12 protein-coding genes and 1 pseudogene are annotated in these 18562 nt (G+C 68.4%); 8 read left to right on the forward strand and 5 right to left on the reverse strand.

The genetic code is table 11. The features are described from left to right. Positions 1-3: 3 nt before the first annotated feature. Together argJ and argC are read right to left on the reverse strand one after the other, a co-directional pair. Entirely contained in the window at positions 4-1170 is a 1167-nt protein-coding gene (argJ, locus tag ABIE00_RS16005; RefSeq protein WP_354261747.1) for a bifunctional glutamate N-acetyltransferase/amino-acid acetyltransferase ArgJ, read from the reverse strand. After that, positions 1167-2198 carry an N-acetyl-gamma-glutamyl-phosphate reductase gene (gene argC / locus ABIE00_RS16010; protein ID WP_354261748.1) on the reverse strand — a complete coding sequence of 344 codons (1032 nt, stop codon included), beginning with the start codon at positions 2196-2198 and terminating at the stop codon, positions 1167-1169. Before argC ends, argJ begins: the two co-directional genes overlap by 4 nt. Before the next feature lie 177 nt (positions 2199-2375). Here argC and ABIE00_RS16015 point away from each other — a divergent pair, with 177 nt between their 5' ends. The 4 genes and pseudogenes from ABIE00_RS16015 (at position 2376) to ABIE00_RS16030 (ending at position 10082) form a co-directional block, all read left to right on the forward strand. Then, positions 2376-3482 carry a fatty acid desaturase family protein gene (locus ABIE00_RS16015; RefSeq protein ID WP_354261749.1) on the forward strand — a complete coding sequence of 369 codons (1107 nt, stop codon included), beginning with the start codon at positions 2376-2378 and terminating at the stop codon, positions 3480-3482. Positions 3483-3573: 91 nt separating this feature from the next. After that, complete coding sequence (locus ABIE00_RS16020) at positions 3574-4539, forward strand: quinone oxidoreductase family protein (RefSeq protein WP_354261750.1); 966 nt, start codon at positions 3574-3576, stop codon at positions 4537-4539. 228 nt (positions 4540-4767) lie between these two features. Next, positions 4768-8701, forward strand: a pseudogene (locus tag ABIE00_RS16025) (Pls/PosA family non-ribosomal peptide synthetase). 31 nt (positions 8702-8732) lie between these two features. Continuing rightward, positions 8733-10082: a M1 family metallopeptidase gene (locus tag ABIE00_RS16030; RefSeq protein ID WP_354261751.1), complete on the forward strand. Its 1350-nt coding sequence runs from the start codon at positions 8733-8735 to the stop codon at positions 10080-10082. Positions 10083-10159: 77 nt separating this feature from the next. On the opposite strand, the gene pheT is transcribed toward ABIE00_RS16030, so the two are convergent. Together pheT and pheS are read right to left on the reverse strand one after the other, a co-directional pair. Beyond that, entirely contained in the window at positions 10160-12703 is a 2544-nt protein-coding gene (gene pheT, locus ABIE00_RS16035) for a phenylalanine--tRNA ligase subunit beta (RefSeq protein WP_354261752.1), read from the reverse strand. 2 nt (positions 12704-12705) lie between these two features. Continuing rightward, a complete protein-coding gene (gene pheS, locus ABIE00_RS16040) occupies positions 12706-13767 on the reverse strand; it encodes a phenylalanine--tRNA ligase subunit alpha (RefSeq protein ID WP_354261753.1) in 1062 nt (353 codons plus the stop codon). A gap of 338 nt (positions 13768-14105) precedes the next feature. Between pheS and ABIE00_RS16045 the strand changes: the two genes are divergently transcribed. The 3 genes from ABIE00_RS16045 to ABIE00_RS16055 all read left to right on the forward strand — a co-directional run bounded on the left by ABIE00_RS16045 (position 14106) and on the right by ABIE00_RS16055 (position 16693). Then, positions 14106-14573: an eCIS core domain-containing protein gene (locus tag ABIE00_RS16045; RefSeq protein WP_354263383.1), complete on the forward strand. Its 468-nt coding sequence runs from the start codon at positions 14106-14108 to the stop codon at positions 14571-14573. Then, positions 14566-15276: an SIMPL domain-containing protein gene (locus tag ABIE00_RS16050; RefSeq protein WP_354261754.1), complete on the forward strand. Its 711-nt coding sequence runs from the start codon at positions 14566-14568 to the stop codon at positions 15274-15276. Before ABIE00_RS16045 ends, ABIE00_RS16050 begins: the two co-directional genes overlap by 8 nt. A 277-nt stretch (positions 15277-15553) precedes the next feature. Continuing rightward, on the forward strand, positions 15554-16693 hold the full coding sequence (locus ABIE00_RS16055; protein ID WP_354261755.1) for an Rv2578c family radical SAM protein: 1140 nt from the start codon (positions 15554-15556) through the stop codon (positions 16691-16693). 40 nt (positions 16694-16733) lie between these two features. On the opposite strand, the gene ABIE00_RS16060 is transcribed toward ABIE00_RS16055, so the two are convergent. Next, positions 16734-17192 carry a (deoxy)nucleoside triphosphate pyrophosphohydrolase gene (locus tag ABIE00_RS16060; protein ID WP_354261756.1) on the reverse strand — a complete coding sequence of 153 codons (459 nt, stop codon included), beginning with the start codon at positions 17190-17192 and terminating at the stop codon, positions 16734-16736. A 128-nt stretch (positions 17193-17320) separates the two neighbouring features. Here ABIE00_RS16060 and ABIE00_RS16065 point away from each other — a divergent pair, with 128 nt between their 5' ends. Further along, on the forward strand, positions 17321-18526 hold the full coding sequence (locus tag ABIE00_RS16065) for an MFS transporter (protein ID WP_354261757.1): 1206 nt from the start codon (positions 17321-17323) through the stop codon (positions 18524-18526). Positions 18527-18562: the final 36 nt, after the last annotated feature.

The following is an 18562-nucleotide window of genomic DNA, read 5'->3' on the forward strand; positions in this document are numbered from 1 at the left end:
GACCTAGCTTGAGTAGGCGCTGTTCTCGTGGACGTAGTCGTGCGTAAGGTCGTTGGTCCAGATGGTGGCTTCCGCCCCGCCGGCCTGCAGGTCGATCTCCACGAGCACCTCGCGCGGTTCCAGGTCCACCAGCTTGCGGTCCTGGCCGATGCCGCCGTTCTGGCAGATCTGGATGCCGTTCATGGAGACGTTGAGCTGGTCCGGTTCGAACGCGGCGTCGGTGGTTCCGACGGCGGAGAGCACACGCCCCCAGTTGGGGTCCTTGCCGAAGATGGCCGCCTTAAAGAGGTTGGAGCGAGCCACGGCGCGGCTGACGGTTTCGGCATCGCGCTCTGTGGCGGCGTTGAACGTCCTGATCGCAATGTCGTGGCTGGCGCCCTCGGCGTCGCCGATCAGCTTGCGGGCCAGCTCGGCGCAGACCTCGGTGAGGCCCTGGCTGAAGGTCTCGGCTGACGGGACGGCCTTGGAAGCGCCGGAGGCGAGCAGCACCACGGTGTCGTTGGTGGACATGCAGCCGTCGGAGTCTGCCCGGTCAAAGGTGACGCGCGTGGCGTCGCGGAGGACGAGGTCAAGCATTTCCGGCTGCACGTCGGCGTCGGTGGTGAGCACCACCAGCATGGTGGCCAGCCCGGGTGCCAGCATGCCGGCGCCCTTGGCGATGCCGCCGATGGTGTATTCATTTCCTTCAGCGTCGGCGCCGGTGAAGAAGGCCTGCTTGGGCACCGTGTCGGTGGTCATGATGGCCGTGGCGGCCTCGGGACCGCCGTCGGTGCTGAGGCCGGCGGCCGCGGCGTCGATCCCGGGGACAATTTTGTCCATGGGCAGCTGCTCGCCGATCAGGCCAGTGGAGCAGACAAAGACGTCGGTGGCGGACAGGCCCAGCGCCTCGGCCGTTTTCTCCGCCGTCGTGTGCGTGTTCTGGAAGCCCTGCGGGCCGGTGCAGGCGTTTGCGCCGCCGGAGTTGAGGATCACGGCGTCGACCCGGCCGTCCGAGACCACCTGGCGTGACCAGTGGACCGGTGCTGCGGCGACCCGGTTGGAGGTGAAGACCGCGGCTGCCGCCTTGGACGGTCCGTCGTTGACCACGAGGGCGAGGTCCGGGTTACCCGAGGCCTTCAGTCCTGCGGTGACGCCGGCGGCGCGGAATCCCTTGGGGGCTGTAACGGTCACGGGGCAACTCCCTGCAGGTTGAGGCCGGCGGTCTCCGGCAGGCCAAGGGCAATGTTCATGGACTGCACCGCTCCACCGGCGGTGCCTTTGGTCAGGTTGTCGATGGCGCACGTGACAATGACGCGCCCGACGTGCGGGTCGAAGGCCAGCTGCATGGCGGCGTGGTTGGAACCCTGTACGGACTTGGTGGTGGGCCACTGGCCCTCGGGCAGCAGGTGGACGAACGGTTCGTCGTCGTATGCTTCCGCCCAGGCACGGCGAAGGTCCTCGGCTCCTACGCCGGGCTTGACCCGCGCGGTGGCGGTGGTGAGGATGCCGCGGCTCATGGGCGCCAAAGTGGGCGTGAAGGAAACCGTCACCGGCTCACCGGAGGCGTTGGACAGGCCCTGCTCGATTTCCGGCGTGTGCCGGTGGCCGCCGCCCACGCCATAGGGGCTCATGGACCCCATGACCTCGGCGCCGATGAGGTTTATCTTTGCTGCCTTTCCGGCTCCGGACGTGCCGGAGGCGGAGACGATGACGACGTCGTTGCCCTCGAGCAGGCCGCCGGCGAAGCCGGGCGTGAGGGCAAGCAGCGCCGAGGTCGGGTAGCAGCCCGGGACCGCGATCCGGTTGGCGCCCTTGAGTTTCTCACGCTGGCCCGGCAGCTCAGGCAGGCCGTAAGGCCACGTCCCGGCGTGGTCCGAACCGTAGAACTTTTCCCACGCGGTAGCGTCCTCCAGGCGGTGGTCCGCGCCGGCGTCGATCACGACCGTGCCCTCGGGGAGCTTGGCCGCGATCTCGGCGGAGGCCCCGTGCGGGAGCGCGAGGAACACGACGTCGTGCCCGGACAGGTTCTCCACGCTGGTGTCCTCGAGAATCCTGCTCGCCAGGCCATGGAGATGCGGCTGCAGTTCGCCTAGTCTGGAACCTGCGTTGCTGTGGGCAGTGATGGCTCCGATGGTGACGTCCGGATGGCCGGCCAGGAGGCGGAGGACTTCGCCGCCCGCGTAGCCGCTGGCGCCGGAAACGGCAACAGAAATAGTCATGTCAACGACTATACAGCAAGACTATGCATAGGTCCCGATATTTATGCATGATTCATCCGCGCCCGCCCGGAGAGCCTCCCTCGCTGGCCAGAGTATGCTTGACAGAGGGTGATCCAGACCGTGCGCGCCGAATGTCGGCCGCAGCGTTGCCCGTTATTGTTACGAGGCACGCACTCCATGGCCCCCACTATCACTTCCGAGCGCCCCCAACCCAGTATTCGCCAAGCGAGCAGAGTGCAGAGGGCGAATCCTGTCACGCAGAGTTACTCCGACCTGCTCAAGTCCGTGCGCGCAGCCGGACTCCTGGAACGGCGCCAGGGCTTTTACATCACCGTCTTCGCCACGCTGGCTGTCCTCATGGCAGCGGCCTGGTTCGGTTTTGCGCTGATCGGCCAGAGCTGGTTCCAGCTCGTCATCGCCGCGGCGCTCGGCATCATCTGCACGCAGCTGAGCTTCCTGGCCCACGAGGCGGGCCACCGCCAGATCTTCGCCTCCCGGCGGGCCAACGACTGGTCCGCGCGGCTCCTGGCCACATCCGTCGCCGGCGTCAGCTACTCGTGGTGGGAGCAGAAACACGGGGCACACCACAACCATCCGAACGTCATATCCAAGGACCCTGATATCGCACCCGGCGCCATCGTGTTCCACACCGAAGCCGCGGCGAAACGGCAGGGCCGGCTTGCCCTGCTGACGCGCAAGCAGGGCTGGCTGTTCTTCCCTCTGCTGTTCCTTGTGGGCCTTGGGCTGCAGATAGATTCGGTCCGCTTCATCTTCCGGCGGGCCAAGGTCACGCACCGCTGGGTGGAACTGCCGATCCTGCTGACCCGCCTCAGCATCCTTCCGGTGCTGGCGTTTTCCTTCCTGCCGCTGGGCATGGCTGCCGCCTTCATCGGTGTGCAGCTCGCTGTTTTCGGCTTCTACATGGGTGCGTCCTTTGCGCCCAACCACAAGGGAATGCCGGTCCTTCCGGCGGACAGCCGCGTGGACTTCCTCAGCCGCCAGGTCCTTACATCGCGCAACATTTCCGGCGGCCGGTTCATGGATATCCTGCTCGGCGGCCTGAACCGGCAGGTGGAGCACCACCTCTTCCCCGATATGGCCCGCCCCCAGCTGCACAAGGCAACGGCGATCGTGCGCCGGCACTGCGAAAATCAGGGGATCCCTTTCACGGAGACCACGCTGGCGGCGTCGTTCGGGATCATCGTCCGGTACCTCAATGAGGTGGGGCTCGCTGCCGGACGCCGCTTCGAATGCCCCATGGCAGCGGTCTCCCGGCGCTACTGACCGGCCACCCGACTTCGCCTGCACCGCCCCGGTCCCTAGGATGAGGTGAGGAAGGGTGCCGGAGGTCCCGGCCCGGAAAAGGAGAAATTCCATGACGCACGCCATCGTCGCCCGGCAGCCGGGCGGACCGGAGGTTCTGGACTTCACGGAGATCGACCGCCCCGTCCCCGGCCCCGGCCAGCTGCTGGTGAAAGTAGCGGCAACGGGCGTCAACTTCATCGAGACCTACCAGCGCAGCGGCACCTACAAGGTGGCCTACCCCTTCACCCCCGGATCCGAAGCAGCCGGCACCGTCGAGGAAATCGGTGAGGGCGTGGAGGACTTCGCGGTGGGAAACCGGGTGGCCACGGCCGAAGGAACCGCATGCTACGCCGGGTACATCGTGCTGGACGCCGCGAAGGCCCTGCCCGTGCCGGACGGCGTGGACGACCACACCGCCGCCGCACTCCCCCTCCAGGGCATGACGGCCCATTATCTGATCAACTCCTCGTTCCGCGTTGAGCCCGGGCACAACGTGCTGGTCCACGCAGGTGCCGGCGGGGTTGGCCTGCTGCTGATCCAGCTGCTGAAGGCCCGCGGCGCCCGGGTCATCACCACCGTTTCCACCGATGAAAAGGAATCGCTGGCCCGGGGTGCCGGCGCAGACGAGGTACTGCGGTACGACGGGTTCACCGACGCCGTCCGGGACCTGACCCACGGTGCCGGCGTGAACGTGGTGTACGACGGCGTGGGGAAGGACACGTTCGACGGCTCGCTGGCCAGCCTGCGCACCCGCGGTTCGCTGGTACTCTTCGGCGCAGCGTCCGGCCCTGTTCCGCCGGTGGACCCGCAGCGGCTCAACGCCGGCGGCTCGCTGACCCTGACGCGGCCGTCGCTCGCCCACTTCCTCGGCAACCCGCAGGAACGGCTCTGGCGCTCCACGGAAATCTTTGGCGCCGCGGCCGACGGCAGCCTCAACGTCCGGATCGGCGCGACCTACCCCTTGGCCGAGGCCCGCCGGGCACACGAGGACCTCGAAGGCCGGCGCACCACCGGCAAGGTTCTGCTGGTCCCTTAACGGCGGTCATATCACCGGACAGCTTCGCCGGCCCGCAGCTTCGCCGGTCCAGCGGCTTCGACGGCCCGCCGCATGGCGGGCCGGTAACAAGGCAGCCCCGGATGAACGGAGGGGAAACGATGTCATCTTCCGTTCATCTTGCTGAGGGAGAATCCAGCGGTGATTGAGCCCCTGCCGAAAACCCTGGACACCACCGCTCCTCCTGCCGCCGGCGGGCCCGCGGCGGCAGTGGTGTACCCGGCCCAGTTGCCGGGCGCTGCCGCCGCACCGCCCGAGCGGACCCTGGTGGACATCCTCACCTGCACCGTCGCACGTTTCCCGGATGCTTCGGCGCTCGACGACGGCCGCCGCTCCCTGAGCTACGCCCAGCTCCTGGCCGAGGTCAAGGCCGAGGGCCGGCGGCTGCACCAGGCCGGCCTTGGAGCGGGAGACAAGATCGGGGTGCGGATCCCTTCCGGCACCAATGAGCTCTATGTGGCGATCCTTGCCATCCTGCTGATCGGGGCCGCCTACGTGCCCGTCGACGCGGACGATCCGGACGAACGGGCCAAGCTGGTGTTCGGTGAGGCACGCGTGGCCGGCATCCTGCGGGCCAACGGCGAGATCGTCACTGACCACAGGCGGCCGCGCCCCTTCCCCGCGCCGCGCCCGGCCGGGCCCGACGACGACGCCTGGGTCATCTTCACATCCGGTTCCACCGGGACGCCCAAGGGCGTTGCAGTGAAGCACCGCTCTGCGGCCGCGTTCGTGGACGCGGAAGCCCGCATCTTCCTGCAGGACGAACCGGTGGGGCCGCAGGACCGCGTGCTCGCGGGGCTGTCGGTGGCCTTTGACGCGTCGTGTGAAGAGATGTGGCTGGCCTGGCGCCACGGCGCCTGCCTCGTGCCTGCCCCGCGGGCCCTGGTCCGCACTGGCATGGACTTGGGACCATGGCTGATTAATCACGGGATCACGGTGGTCTCCACCGTTCCCACGCTTGCGGCGCTGTGGCCGGCAGAGGCCCTCGAAAACGTGCGGCTGCTGATCTTCGGCGGCGAGGCCTGCCCGCCGGAGCTGGCCGGGCGCCTTGCGGTGGACGGCCGTGAGGTGTGGAACACCTACGGCCCCACCGAGGCAACGGTCGTGGCCTGCGCGGCTCCCCTGGGCGGTGCTGGCCCGGTCCGGATCGGGCTCCCGCTGGACGGTTGGGACCTGGCGGTGGTCGGTTCCGACGGCGTCCCGGTAGCCGAGGGCGAGGCGGGCGAGCTCATCATCGGCGGTGTGGGGCTGGCCCGCTACCTCGACCCGCAGAAGGACGCGGAGAAGTACGCCGCCATGCCCTCGCTGGGCTGGGCCCGCGCGTACCGCTCCGGCGACCTGGTCCGCTTCGAGCGCGCCGGCCTGATCTTCATGGGACGCGCCGACGAGCAGGTCAAGCTCGGCGGCCGCCGGATCGAGCTCGGTGAGATCGACGCTGCCCTGCAGTCGCTCCCGGGGGTTGCGGGCGCGGCCGCAGCAGTCCGCACGACGGCGGCCGGCAACCAGGTCCTCGTGGGTTACCTGGCCCCCGCCGGCGGATCGGACGCCGCCCCGGACCACCCTTCACTGGATCTGGCCGCGTTCCGTGAACTGCTCTCCGCGACGCTGCCCGCTCCGCTCATTCCGATGCTGACCGTCGTCGACACCATGCCTGCCAAGACCAGCGGGAAAGTCGACCGCCATGCGCTGCCCTGGCCGCTGCCGGGTGCCGGCGCCGCGGCAGCGGACGCCGCGCCGCTGAACCTGCCGGAGGATGCGCAATGGGTCGTTGACCAGTGGCAGGCCGTTCTGGGCAGCAGCGTCGCCGGCCTCGACGCGGACTTCTTCGCCCACGGCGGCGGTTCGCTGGCCGCGGCCCAGCTCGTCTCCGCACTCCGGGGCCGCTACCCCACCATCACCGTGGCGGACATCTACGCCACCCCGCGCATCGGCGCACTCATCGAGGTCGCCCGCCAGTCCCTGCCCGGCGGCGTCTCCGCCGGCCCGGCCCCGGAACGGCCGGTCCGCCCCACTGCCCTGAAGTCACAGGCCTTCCAGACGCTCATGGGTATTCCGCTGCACATTCTGGCGGGCATGCGCTGGCTGACTTACCTGATGGCCGCCAACAACGTCCTCTTCGCGTTTGCCGGGTTCACGGCTGCGCCCACCGTGTCGTGGTGGTGGGTGGCCGCGTCCTGGCTGGTCTTCGTCAGCCCGCCCGGCCGGATGGCCATCTCTGTTGCCGCCGCCCGCATCCTGCTCCGCAACGTGCAGCCCGGGAACTACCCGAGGGCAGGCAAGGTGCACCTGCGTCTTTGGCTGGCCGAACAGATCCAGGACCTGGCCGGTGCCATCAGCCTCGCCAGTGCACCGTGGGTGCCGTACTATGCAAGAGCCCTCGGCGCCAAGATCGGGCGCAACATCCACCTGCACTCCCTTCCCCCGGTGACGGGCTTCCTCACTCTGGGCCGCGGCTGCAACATCGAACCCGAGGTGGACCTGTCGGGCTGGTGGATCGACGGGGACATTGTCCGCATTGGCCACGTCCACGTCGGGGCCAACGCCATCGTGGGAGCCCGCAGTACGCTGATGCCCGGGGCCAGTATCGGCGCCGGCGGCCAGGTGGAGCCGGGATCGGCCGTGCTGGGCAAGGTCAAGGCCGGCCAGCTGGTGGCCGGCTCCCCCGCAGAACGGCGGGGCAAGGCGAAGCAGGACTGGCCCGCCGGCCAGCCGGTCAGCTCCCTCCTGGGGCGTCTCTGGTTCACGGCCTTCGCTGCAGCGTCCGCCGTCCTTGCCCTGATTCCCTCCACTTCAGCCATGGCCGCAGCCCTGGTGGTCTTCCTGTTCATCAGGGGCAGCGACTCAATACTCAGTGCCGTGCCGCAGGTGCTGGCGTCGGTTCCGCCGGCCGCCTTGACCTGGTTCCTCACCAACATGCTGCTGATCCTGGTCACCACCAGGCTGCTGGGCCTCGGCCTGAAGGAGGGCTACTACCGGGTCCGCAGCCGCGTCGGCTGGCAGGTCTGGGCCACCGAGCGGGTGCTGGACATGGCACGGGACCTCCTGTTCCCGATCTACGCCAGCCTGTTCACGCCGGTCTGGCTGAGGCTCCTGGGGGCTAAGGTCGGAAAGAATGTTGAGGCCTCCACCGTCCTGCTGCTGCCGCGCATGACCACGGTGGGCGAGGGTGCCTTCCTCGCCGACGACACCATGGTGGCCCCGTACGAGCTCGGCGGAGGCTGGATGCACATCGCACCCGCCAAAATCGGCAAGCGCTCCTTCCTGGGCAACTCCGGCATGACCGCGGCCGGGCGCAGCGTGCCAAAGAACTCCCTGGTCGCTGTCCTCTCGGCGACGCCGGGCAAGGCCAAGTCAGGCACGTCCTGGCTGGGCAGCCCTCCCGTCAGGCTGCGGCGCACAGCGGTGGCATCGGACAGCACCCGCACCTTCCAGCCACGGGCCAGGCTCAAGGTGGCCAGGAGCCTCTGGGAGCTGTGCCGGTTCGTGCCGGTGGCCCTGACGGTGTGCCTGGCCCTCGGAGTGCTGATCGTCTTCGACTGGCTCGCCACCGCCCTGGGTTACGGTGCGGCAGCGGCACTCGGAGGCGTGGTCCTGCTGCTCGCGGGCGCGGTCGCGGCAGCCTCCTCCGTTGCGGCCAAGTGGTTGCTTGTGGGCAGGATCAAGACCGGCGAACACCCGCTGTGGAGCTCCTTCATCTGGCGCAACGAGGTGGTGGACACCTTCATCGAAATGGTGAGTGCCCCCTGGTTCGCCAGGTCCGCCAGTGGCACCCCGGCCCTCGTCTGGTGGCTGCGGGCCCTCGGCGCAAAGATCGGCCGGGGCACATGGTGTGAGAGCTATTGGCTTCCGGAGGCGGACCTCGTGATCCTCGGCGCCAGCTCCACTGTGAACCGCGGCTGCGTTGTCCAGACCCACCTCTTCCACGACCGCATCATGAGCATCGACACTGTTAGTCTCGAAGACGGGGCGACGATGGGCCCGCAACGGGGTGATTCTGCCGCAGGCGAGGATTGGCAAGGGCGGGACCGTTGGTCCGGCGTCCCTGGTGATGCGCGGCGAGACCGTTCCGGCGGGGACGTACTGGATGGGGAATCCGGTGAGCCCGTGGACCGGGCCCGCCGTTCCGGCACCCCGCCTTAAGTAGCCCCACCACAGCTAAGGAAGTCACACGCAGAATGAGCTCCGGAGAATCGCCCGGCCCGGCCGCCGTCCTCTCCGCCGGCGCCACGGCCACCGGCGACCCCTACGTCCCGGGCCACGGAACGGACGCCTACCGCGTCCTGCACTATGGACTGGAGCTGGACTACAGGCTGGCCAGCAACCGGTTGTCCGGCCGTGCCGTACTGGCCGCTGTGGCGGAGCGCCGCACGTCCGCCGTCGTACTTGATATGACCGGCCTCCGCGCCCTGAAGATCCAGCTGAACGGTACCCGCGTGCGGAGGTTTACGCAGCGGGCGGAACAGCTCGTGGTGCACTGCGAACAGCCCCTCGAGGCGGGCTCCGAATTCAGCCTCGACATCCGGTATGACGGCAACCCGCAGCCGCGGCGGGGGCTGTGGGGCGAGGTGGGCTGGGAGGAGCTCACCGACGGCGTCCTCGTGGCCGGCCAGCCCAACGGGGCGCCGTCCTGGTTCCCGTGCAACGACCACCCGCGGAACAAGGCCAGCTACCGCATCACCGTCACCACGGATGCAGGTTACCGCGCCGTGTGCAACGGGCTCCTGGTAGGGCAGGCTGTGCGGTCCAGCCGCCAGACCTGGGTTTATGAGCAGCGTGAACCGATGGCAACGTACCTGGCGACCATCCAGATCGGCCGGTACGGGCTGGTGAGGTTGCCGGACTCGGCCGGAGTGCCCCAGTTCGTTGCGGCACCGGCGGAGCTGGTGGCCCGGGCGGAGACCGCCCTGGCCCGGCAGGAAGCCATGATGAGCACCTTTGTGAGCCGTTTCGGCCCGTATCCTTTCCCGGAATACACGGTGGTGGTTACCGCCGACGAACTGGAAATTCCGCTCGAGGCCCAGTCGCTGTCCATCTTGGGCCGCAACCACCTGGATGCAGGGTGGGAGTCTCAACGACTGATCGCGCATGAACTGGCGCACCAGTGGTTCGGGAACTCGCTGACGCTCGGCACTTGGAGCGACATCTGGTTGCACGAGGGCTTCGCCTGCTACGCGGAGTGGATCTGGTCCGAGGAGGCCGGCGTGTTGTCCGCCCACGAGCGGGCGCGCGCGGCCTGGCGGCGGCTCAACGCCGGCGCGCAGGACCTGCTGGTGGGTGATCCCGGACCTGAGCTGATGTTCGACGACAGGGTCTATAAGCGCGGAGCGCTCGCGCTGCACGCCCTGCGCCGGCGCTGCGGCGACCTCGCCTTCTTCGCACTGCTGCAGGAATGGACCCGGACACACGCCCACAGGTCCGTGTCGACTCCCGAGTTCATCCTCACGGCCGACCGCGTCACCGGACTGGACACGGAATCGCTGCTGCATCCCTGGCTATACGAGGAAGACCTGCCGCCGCTGCCGTAAAAGTATGTCCCGCAAAAAAGGTTCCGGGCATAAAGAAAGACCACGCCAAACGGCGTGGTCTTTCATTTATGGCCGGTCTAGCGCTGGACGGCACCGAACCGCTCGGCGGCGGTGGCGACGGCGCGCTCCCGCGCCTCCGATGCCTCGTCGGCCGTCAGTGTCCGGTCGTTGGCGCGGAACCGCAGGCCGAAGGCGAGCGACTTCTTGCCCTCCTCGATCCCCTTCCCCGCGTAGACGTCGAACAGCGCAACATCCTCGAGCAGCTCACCGGCGCCTTCACGCAGCGCTGCCAGCACGTCGTCGGCGGGGACGTCCTGCGGCACCACGAGGGCCACGTCCTGCGTGGCTACCGGGAAGGTGGAGATGTGGCGGGCCACCACAACGTCGGCCGCCGCCTCGAAGAGGGCGTCCGCGTTGAGTTCCAGCGCGACGGACCGTGCCGGCAGGTCGTGTGCGGCCAGGAGCTTGGGGTGCAGCTCGCCGGCGTATCCCACCACCTCGCCGGAGCGCAGCGACAGCTGCGCGGCGCGGCCCGGATGGAAGGCCTGGTGCCGGCCCTGGGTGACCACGAGCTCCACACCAAGGACGTCACCGGCCAGGCGGGCGATGTCCAGGGCGTCCGCCCAGTCCCACAGCCGCGGGGTGTGGCCCGCTGCGGCCGGTGAATCATGGCCGGTGAGGACGGCGGCGACGTGCAGCGGCTGGTCCGGAACGCCGTCGTACAGTGCGTCCAGTACCTCATCGCTTGGCTTGACGCCCAGCGGAGGAATGGATGGCGTGCCCAAAGTGTCGCCGGGCAGGAAGACCATGCCGGCTTCGAAGACGGCCAGGTCGCGGAAGCCGCGGGAGTGGTTGCGCTTGGCGACTTCCAGCAGGCCCGGCAGCACCGACGTGCGCAGGTAGCCGTGCTCCTCGCTGATCGGGTTGGCGAGCTTGACCGCAGTCCGGGGCGCACCCTCCTCAGCCACACCGAACGTCTCGTTTGCGGCCTTCGACACGAAAGGGTAGGCCAGGACCTCGGTCAGGCCGGCATCAGCCAGCGCCTGGACCAGGCGGCGGCGCTGCTGCTGCACACGGGTCAGGCCGCGGCCGGGGGGCGCCACCGGCAGGGTCGCGGGGATCTGGTCGTAGCCAACCAGGCGGGCCACTTCCTCGGAGAGGTCCTCCTTGGTTTCCAGGTCGTTCCGCCAGCTCGGCGCCGTGACGGTCCAGCCGGCGCGGGTTTTGTCGAGAACCGCACCGAGGTCCTCAAGGGACGTGACGATCTGCTCTTCTGTGAAGTCGATGCCGATCCGGGCGGCGGGGAACTCAGCCGGCAGCGCGATGGTCACCGGATCCGGGGCGGTTCCGACGTCGGTGCCCGCCTCGTCGGCGGTTCCGCCGGCCAGTTCCACGAGAAGATCGACGGCGCGCTGGGCCGCGATGTTGGCGACCTGCCAGTCCACGCCGCGTTCAAAGCGCTTGGAGGCTTCGGACGGGAGCTTGTGGCGCCGGCGCGAGCGGGCGATTGACACTTCCTCGAAGTGGGCCGCCTCGATCAGGACAGCCTTGGTGGCGTCGGAGACCTCGGTGGACGCGCCGCCCATGACGCCGGCGACTCCGATGGGGCCGGAGGCGTCGGTGATCAGCAGGTCCTCGGGGTCAAGCGAGCGCTCCTTGCCGTCGAGGGTGGTCAGCTTCTCCCCCGCCACGGCCCGGCGCACCACGATGTCCCCGGACAGCTTGTCCTGGTCGTAGAAATGCAGCGGCTGGCCGAGTTCGAGCATCACGTAGTTCGAGATGTCCACGGGCAGGGAGATGGACCGGATGCCGGCCAACCGAAGCCTGGAAGACATCCACGGCGGCGTGGGCTTGGTGGCGTCCACGCCGCGGACAGTGCGCGCCACGAAACGGTCGCAGCCGGGCTTGCCGTAGATCGGCGCGTCGTCGTTGATCTTGACGCCGTAGCCGCCGGAGAGGACGGCCGGCGCGTTGACCTTCGACGCGGGGTCGGTGAACACCGTGCCGGTGGCGTGGGCGTATTCACGCGCCACGCCGCGGATCGAGAAGGCGTAGCCGCGGTCCGGGGTCACGTTGATTTCGGCGGCCTGGTCGTAAAGGCCGAGCAGCTCCATGGCGTCGGTCCCGATCTCGGGGTCCAGGCCGATCCGGGAAAGCACCAGGATACCGTCGTGGTCCTCGCCGATGCCCAGTTCGCGGACCGAGGCGATCATGCCCGCGGACATGTGGCCGTAGGTCTTCCGTGCCGAGATGTGGAAGTCGCCGGGCAGGACGGCACCCGGCAGGGTGACCACCACCTTGTCGCCCTCAACGAAGTTGTGGGCGCCGCAGACGATGCCCTGCACGCCGGACGGGTCAATGCCCTTGCCGGTGAGGCTCTGCTCCTGCCCCTCGGGGACGACGCGGACCTGGCACCAGTTGATGGTCTTGCCATTGGACTGCGGTTCCTTGACCAGGTTCAGGACCTGGCCCACCACGACGGGTCCGCGCAGGGCGTCCGTGGGGCGGTGGACCGCTTCCTCTTCAAAGCCGACCTTGACCAGGTCCGCCATGACGTCTTCGGCCGTGGCTCCGGCCGGTACCTGCGCGAATTCGCGCAGCCAGGAAAGTGGGATACGCACTGTTAGATCTCCATCCCGAAGTGCTCGCTGAAACGTACATCGCCTTCGATCATGTCGCGCATGTCGCCGACCTCGTTGCGGAACATGAGCGTCCGCTCGATCCCCATGCCGAAGGCAAAGCCTGAATAGACGTCCGGATCGATGCCGGCGGCCCGCAGGACGTTGGGGTTGACCATGCCGCAGCCGCCCCACTCGATCCAGCGCGGCCCGCCCTTGGCGCCGGGGTGGAAGATGTCCAGCTCGGCGGACGGCTCTGTGAACGGGAAGTAGTTGGGGCGCAGCCGGATCTGGGCTTCGTCGCCGAACATCTGGCGGGCGAAGTGCTCCAGGGTTCCACGGAGGTCAGCCATGCTGAGCTTCCTGTCGATGGCCAGGCCCTCGAACTGGTGGAACACCGGGGTGTGGGTGGCGTCGAGCTCGTCGGTGCGGAACACCTTGCCCGGGCACAGCACGTAGATGGGCAGCTCCCGCTCCAGCATGGAACGGACCTGCACCGGCGAGGTGTGGGTGCGCATCAGCAGGTGCGCTTCGGGCGGCTCCACGAAGAACGTGTCCTGCATTTCGCGGGCCGGGTGGTCCGGCTTGAAGTTCAGTGCGTCGAAGTTGAACCATTCGGATTCCACTTCGGGGCCTTCGGCGATTTCCCAGCCCATGCCCACGAAAATGTCCGCGACGCGGTCCTGCAGCGTGGACAGCGGGTGGCGGGCTCCGGCCCGGCGGCGGCGCGGGGCTGCCGTGACATCCACGGTCTCCTCAACCAGGATGCGGGCGTCGTTCTCCGCTTCGAGCTCGGCGGTACGGTCCGCGAGCGCCTTATTAACACGTCCGCGCGAGGAACCCATCAGCTTGCCGGCGGCGGCCTTCTGGTCCTTGGGCAGGCTTCCGATCCCACGGTTGGCCAGGCTCAGCGGCGACTTCTCACCGGTGTGGGCCAGGCGCACTGCCTTGAGTTCATCGAGCGTGGAGGCGCCGGCAATGGCGGCGACGGCCTGGTCCACGGCGGCGTTGATGGCGGTTTCATCCAGAGGGTTCGGGACGGCGGCGCCCGGCAAAGTTTCAGTCATCTACTGTTCTTAGCTACGAGTCGGGTGATGCCAGCGGCCGGTGCAGCCGCGCCGGTTCCCCGGCCGCGCGTACGTCGCTGGCACGTCATTGCAGAAAGTCATCCAAGGACGCCGCCCAAAGACGCCATCCGAGAACAAGGGCAGGCTCGCCGGCGGGTGGCCGGCGGGTACTGTTCCCAGTCTAATTGACAGCACCGGGCTAATTGACAGCGGGCGCCTGGGGACGCCTGTATTGCTCCGGCGCCCGCGGCTAGCATGGCCCCATGACGCATGGCTGCATAACGGGAGGTGCCCGGGCGAGGGGCCCACTCAAGGGAGATCCACTGGCTGGAGGCACCCTGACAAAAACACAGCGCCTCAGGCAACTCGCCAACGTGCTGAATGCCTCCACGCCGCTGGGGCTGGCGCTTGCCGGGCTGGCCGGCACCAGGACTTTCCGGGGTCCCCGCGGCCTGATTGTCGCCACCGGATACCGCTGGCCGCTGCCGGTGGCCGCCGCTTTCACCGTGGGCAACGTGGTGATCTTCCGTGCGGACGCCGGCACGGCTTTGACGGGCCGCACGCTCCTCGGCCATGAGGAACGGCACAGCACCCAGTATGCGTGGTGCCTGGGGCTGCCCTTCCTGCTGTTCTATTTCGCGGCAGCCGCCTGGTCGGCGGTGCGGTACGGCGATCCGGCGTCGGGAAATCCCTTCGAGCGGCATGCAGGCCTGGCAGCCGGCGGGTACGTGGACCGTCGGGTCCGGGACAGGAGGCTCGGGCCTGAGCGGGGGCGCTGGTCTGACCGGGGGCACGGGCATGAGTGAGCCCGCGGCCATGGGTGAAAGCACTGGCCGGGCGGCAGCCCGGACTGTCACCGTCACGGGCTCCGGAACCGCCGAGGCTGCACCGGACCTGCTGACGCTCGCCATTGGCGTGGAGTGCCGCCGCGACAACGCGGCTGACGCCTTTGCCGCTGCCGGAGCGGCATCCGCTGCCGTCACGGGTGCAATGCGCAGCCGGGGCGTGGAGAGCAGGGACATCAGGACGTCGGGGCTTAACGTCCGTGCCGACGTCGTCTGGCAGGAAGGCCGCGGCCAGCAGGTCACCGGCTACGTGGCTTCCAGCATGCTCAGCGTCCGGCTCCGGGATCTGCCTGCCGGTTCGGAGGTCATCGCGGCGGCCGTCGAGGCAGGCGGCAACGACGTGCGCCTGGACGGCGTGCAGCTCGGTTTTGCCGATGCCGCAGCGGTCCTGGCGCTGGCCCGCGATGCAGCCTGGGCCGACGCTCGGGCGGCAGCAGCGCAGCTCGCCGCCCTTGCGGGCGCTGAGCTGGGAGAGGTGGTCTGCGTACGGCAGCATCCTGCTCCGTCGGCGCCCGTTCCGATGGGCGGGATGCAGCGCGCCTTCGCCGCCGATTCGATGCCGGTCGAACCCGGAGAGCCAGCCGTCGGCACGAGTCTGACGGTTGAGTGGGAGTTGCTAATGGAGGCTGCCCGCGGCGAGCGCGGCGTCGGCGGGCCGGGTTAGGTCAGATGGCTGGGGCGTCGGATAGGCGGCTAAGCAAGGTTCGGACGACGGCGGCTACCCCCTCCGCCATCGAGTCCACAGTCAGCGGGGGGGCACCGCTGCCCTGCTCCACCGTCCGGCGCGAACGGCACATGGACGAACCCGCCGCAGATGCCCGGACGGGAGGCGAGCTCATGCATGAGAGTGCAGAATCACGGACCCAGGGTAGCTGCCGGTCTGCAGGAAACGCCGGCGACGGACCTTGACTTAAGTTCGAACATACATTCGAATGGAGGCCATGAGATGGGACGCGCAGGCACTTAAACCAGAACAGGAAGAAATGCCCGGGACTGCCCCGCTGCTGCCTCTGGCCGGGCTGGTGCGGTCCGTGTCCACTCCCGAGTTTGCCGGCGTCACCTTTCATGAGGTCACCGCCAAATCGGTGCTCAACAAGGTGCCCGCCAGTTCCCGGATGCCGTTCGAGTGGACCGTGAACCCGTACCGGGGCTGCAGCCACGCGTGCGTGTACTGCTTCGCCCGCAAGAGCCATACCTACCTGGACTTCGACGCCGGGCTCGATTTCGACAGCCAAGTGGTGGTGAAGATCAATGCCGCCGAGGTGCTGCGCAAGGAGCTGGCCAAGCCCTCCTGGAACCGGCAGCAGGTGGCACTGGGCACCAACACGGACCCCTACCAGCGGGCAGAGGGCCGGTACCGGCTGATGCCCGGCATCATCGGTGCGCTGGCCGACTCCGGGACCCCGCTGTCCATCCTGACCAAGGGTACTTTGCTGGCTCGCGACATTCCGCTCCTGAAGCATGCCGCGGCACAGGTGCCGGTGGGCATTGGCATCTCGCTGGCCATGACGGACGAGCAACTCTCGGAGGCCATCGAGCCCGGCACACCCGGACCGCGGGCGCGGCTCAAGCTCGTGTCCAGGCTCCGCGAGGCCGGGCTGCCCTGCGGCGTGATGGCCATGCCCATCCTGCCCTGGCTCTCGGACAGCGACGAAGCCCTCGACTCCCTGTTCGCTTCATTGGCTGCCGCGGGTGCCACCGGCGTCACGGCCGGAGCACTGTACTTGAAGCCGGGCACCCGGGAGTGGTTCATGCAGTGGATCGCTGCCCGCCATCCGGAACTCGTGGGCCGCTACCGCAGGCTCTACGGCACGGGCTCGTACGCCTCCAAGGAATACCGCATCTGGCTGGCCGGCAGGGTCCGTTTCTTCAAGGCCCGGCACGGCTTCTCCAATTCGCACGGGTTCAGCCACCGGGACGTCGACGACCACCAGGCCGACGATCCCCGCGGTGAGGAAGCCGCCTACCCCGAGGGAAGCATTCCGCGGGACCGGACGGGACACGACAAGCCGGGTCAGCAACGGTCAGGGCCAGATGGCCACCGCAGCGAAACCCGGACATCGCAGCCCACACTGTTCTGAGTCCGCGGCCGTACCACTCCGGGCGCGGTCTTTCCTGTTGCTAATTCCCCAGGACGAAGTCGGCCCGGCCCGCGGAGGCGACGGTGGCAAGCAGCGCCTGGACGATCGGGAGGTCGGCCGGGATCCACGGCAGGCTGAGAGCTTCGTCACCCTCGCGGATGCTGACCCAGCGAAGCTCATCGTGGTCTTCGAGCGGCCGGGGTTCGCCGTCGGCCACTTCGGCGAACCACACCCGCATCACGGCCTTGGCGTTGAGGGGCCAGCCGTCCGGTCCCGGCGCTTCCAGTTCCGCCCCAAGGACGACATCGATGCCGAGTTCCTCGCGGAGCTCACGGTGCAGCGCCTTTTCCGGAGCCTCCCCGGGTTCCACCTTTCCGCCCGGGAACTCCCACATGCCCGCAAACTGTGGAGGCGCCGTGCGGCGGGCCACGAGGAGCCGGGCGGGAGCGGAGAGCGAATCCAGCACGGCCCCGCCCACGACGTTGATCAGTTCAGTCACCGGTCCAGTCTATGAGGGCAAGGTCCCAGCCTTCGGCCCGGATATCCATCCAGCCGCGTAGCTTGTTAAAATCAGACATATCAGTGGCAACGATGCCTACTCCGTAACTCCTTTCGAAAAGCAGGCACATGACTTCCACTGTCCAGTCTCCCCGCACGCCCACGGCTGCCGTGCACATCGGTCCCGCCATCCTGGCCCTGGCCATGGGCGGCTTCGGCATCGGAGTCACAGAATTCGCCATGATGGGGCTACTCAAGGAGGTCGAGGCCGGACTCGGGATCAGCACTCCCGAGGCAGGCCACCTCATCTCCGCCTACGCCCTCGGCGTCGTCGTCGGAGCTCCCGTCCTTGCTGCCGTCGGCGCGAAACTGCCGCGCAAGTACCTCGCGCTGGGCCTCATGCTGTTCTTCAGCGTCGCCAATCTGTCCTCGTTCATCGCTCCCGACTACGCGAGCATGCTGGTCTCCCGGTTCGCCGCCGGCCTGCCGCACGGCGCGTTCTTCGGCGTGGCCGCCGTGATCGCCGCTTCCCTGGTGGCGCCCACGAAGCGGGGCTGGGCCATCTCCATGGTCATGGCGGGACTCACCGTTGCGAACGTGGTCGGAGTACCGTTCGCCACCTGGCTCGGGCAGACCTTTGGCTGGCGGCTGCTCTTTGTCCTGGTGGGTGCGCTGGGGCTGGTGACCCTGGCGCTCATCTGGAAGTTTGTTCCATTCCAGAAGGCGCACGCAGATGCCAGCATCCGCAGGGAGCTGGGCGCACTTAAGCGGGCACAGGTCTGGCTGGCGATCCTCATCGGCATCGTGGGCTTCGGCGGTTTCTTCGCCACTTACACCTACATCTCCCACACGATGACCTCCGTGGCAGGGATCCCCGCCGCCCTGCTGCCGTTCGTGGTGGCCCTGTACGGCCTGGGAATGGTGGCCGGCAACATCGTCGGCGGCCGGATCGCGGACAAGTCCGTGATGGGGACCATCTACCGCGTCCTGCCGGGAATCGCCGTCGCCCTTGTGGTGTACGCCGTGGCCGTGCACTGGCCGTGGTCGGCCTTCCTCATGGTGTTTGTGGTGGGCGGCGCCGGGTCCATGCTCGTCCCGGCCCTGCAGACCCGGCTGCTGGACGCGTCCCCCGACGCGCCGTCGCTGGCGTCCTCCCTCAACCACGCAGCACTGAACGTCGCCAACGCCCTGGGCGCCTTCCTGGGTGGCGTAGTGATCGCGTGGGGCTGGGGCTACGTTGCGCCCGCCCTGGTGGGTGCCGTCCTGGCCATCCTCGGCCTGATGGTGGCGCTGCTCAGCGGCCTGCTGGAGCGCAAAAAGCCGCTGGCCCCGTAACAAAAGTCACGGAGCCAGCGGCTCACCAAGTACAGG

This window comes from Arthrobacter sp. OAP107, assembly GCF_040546765.1.
In the GTDB taxonomy this organism is placed as follows: domain Bacteria; phylum Actinomycetota; class Actinomycetes; order Actinomycetales; family Micrococcaceae; genus Arthrobacter.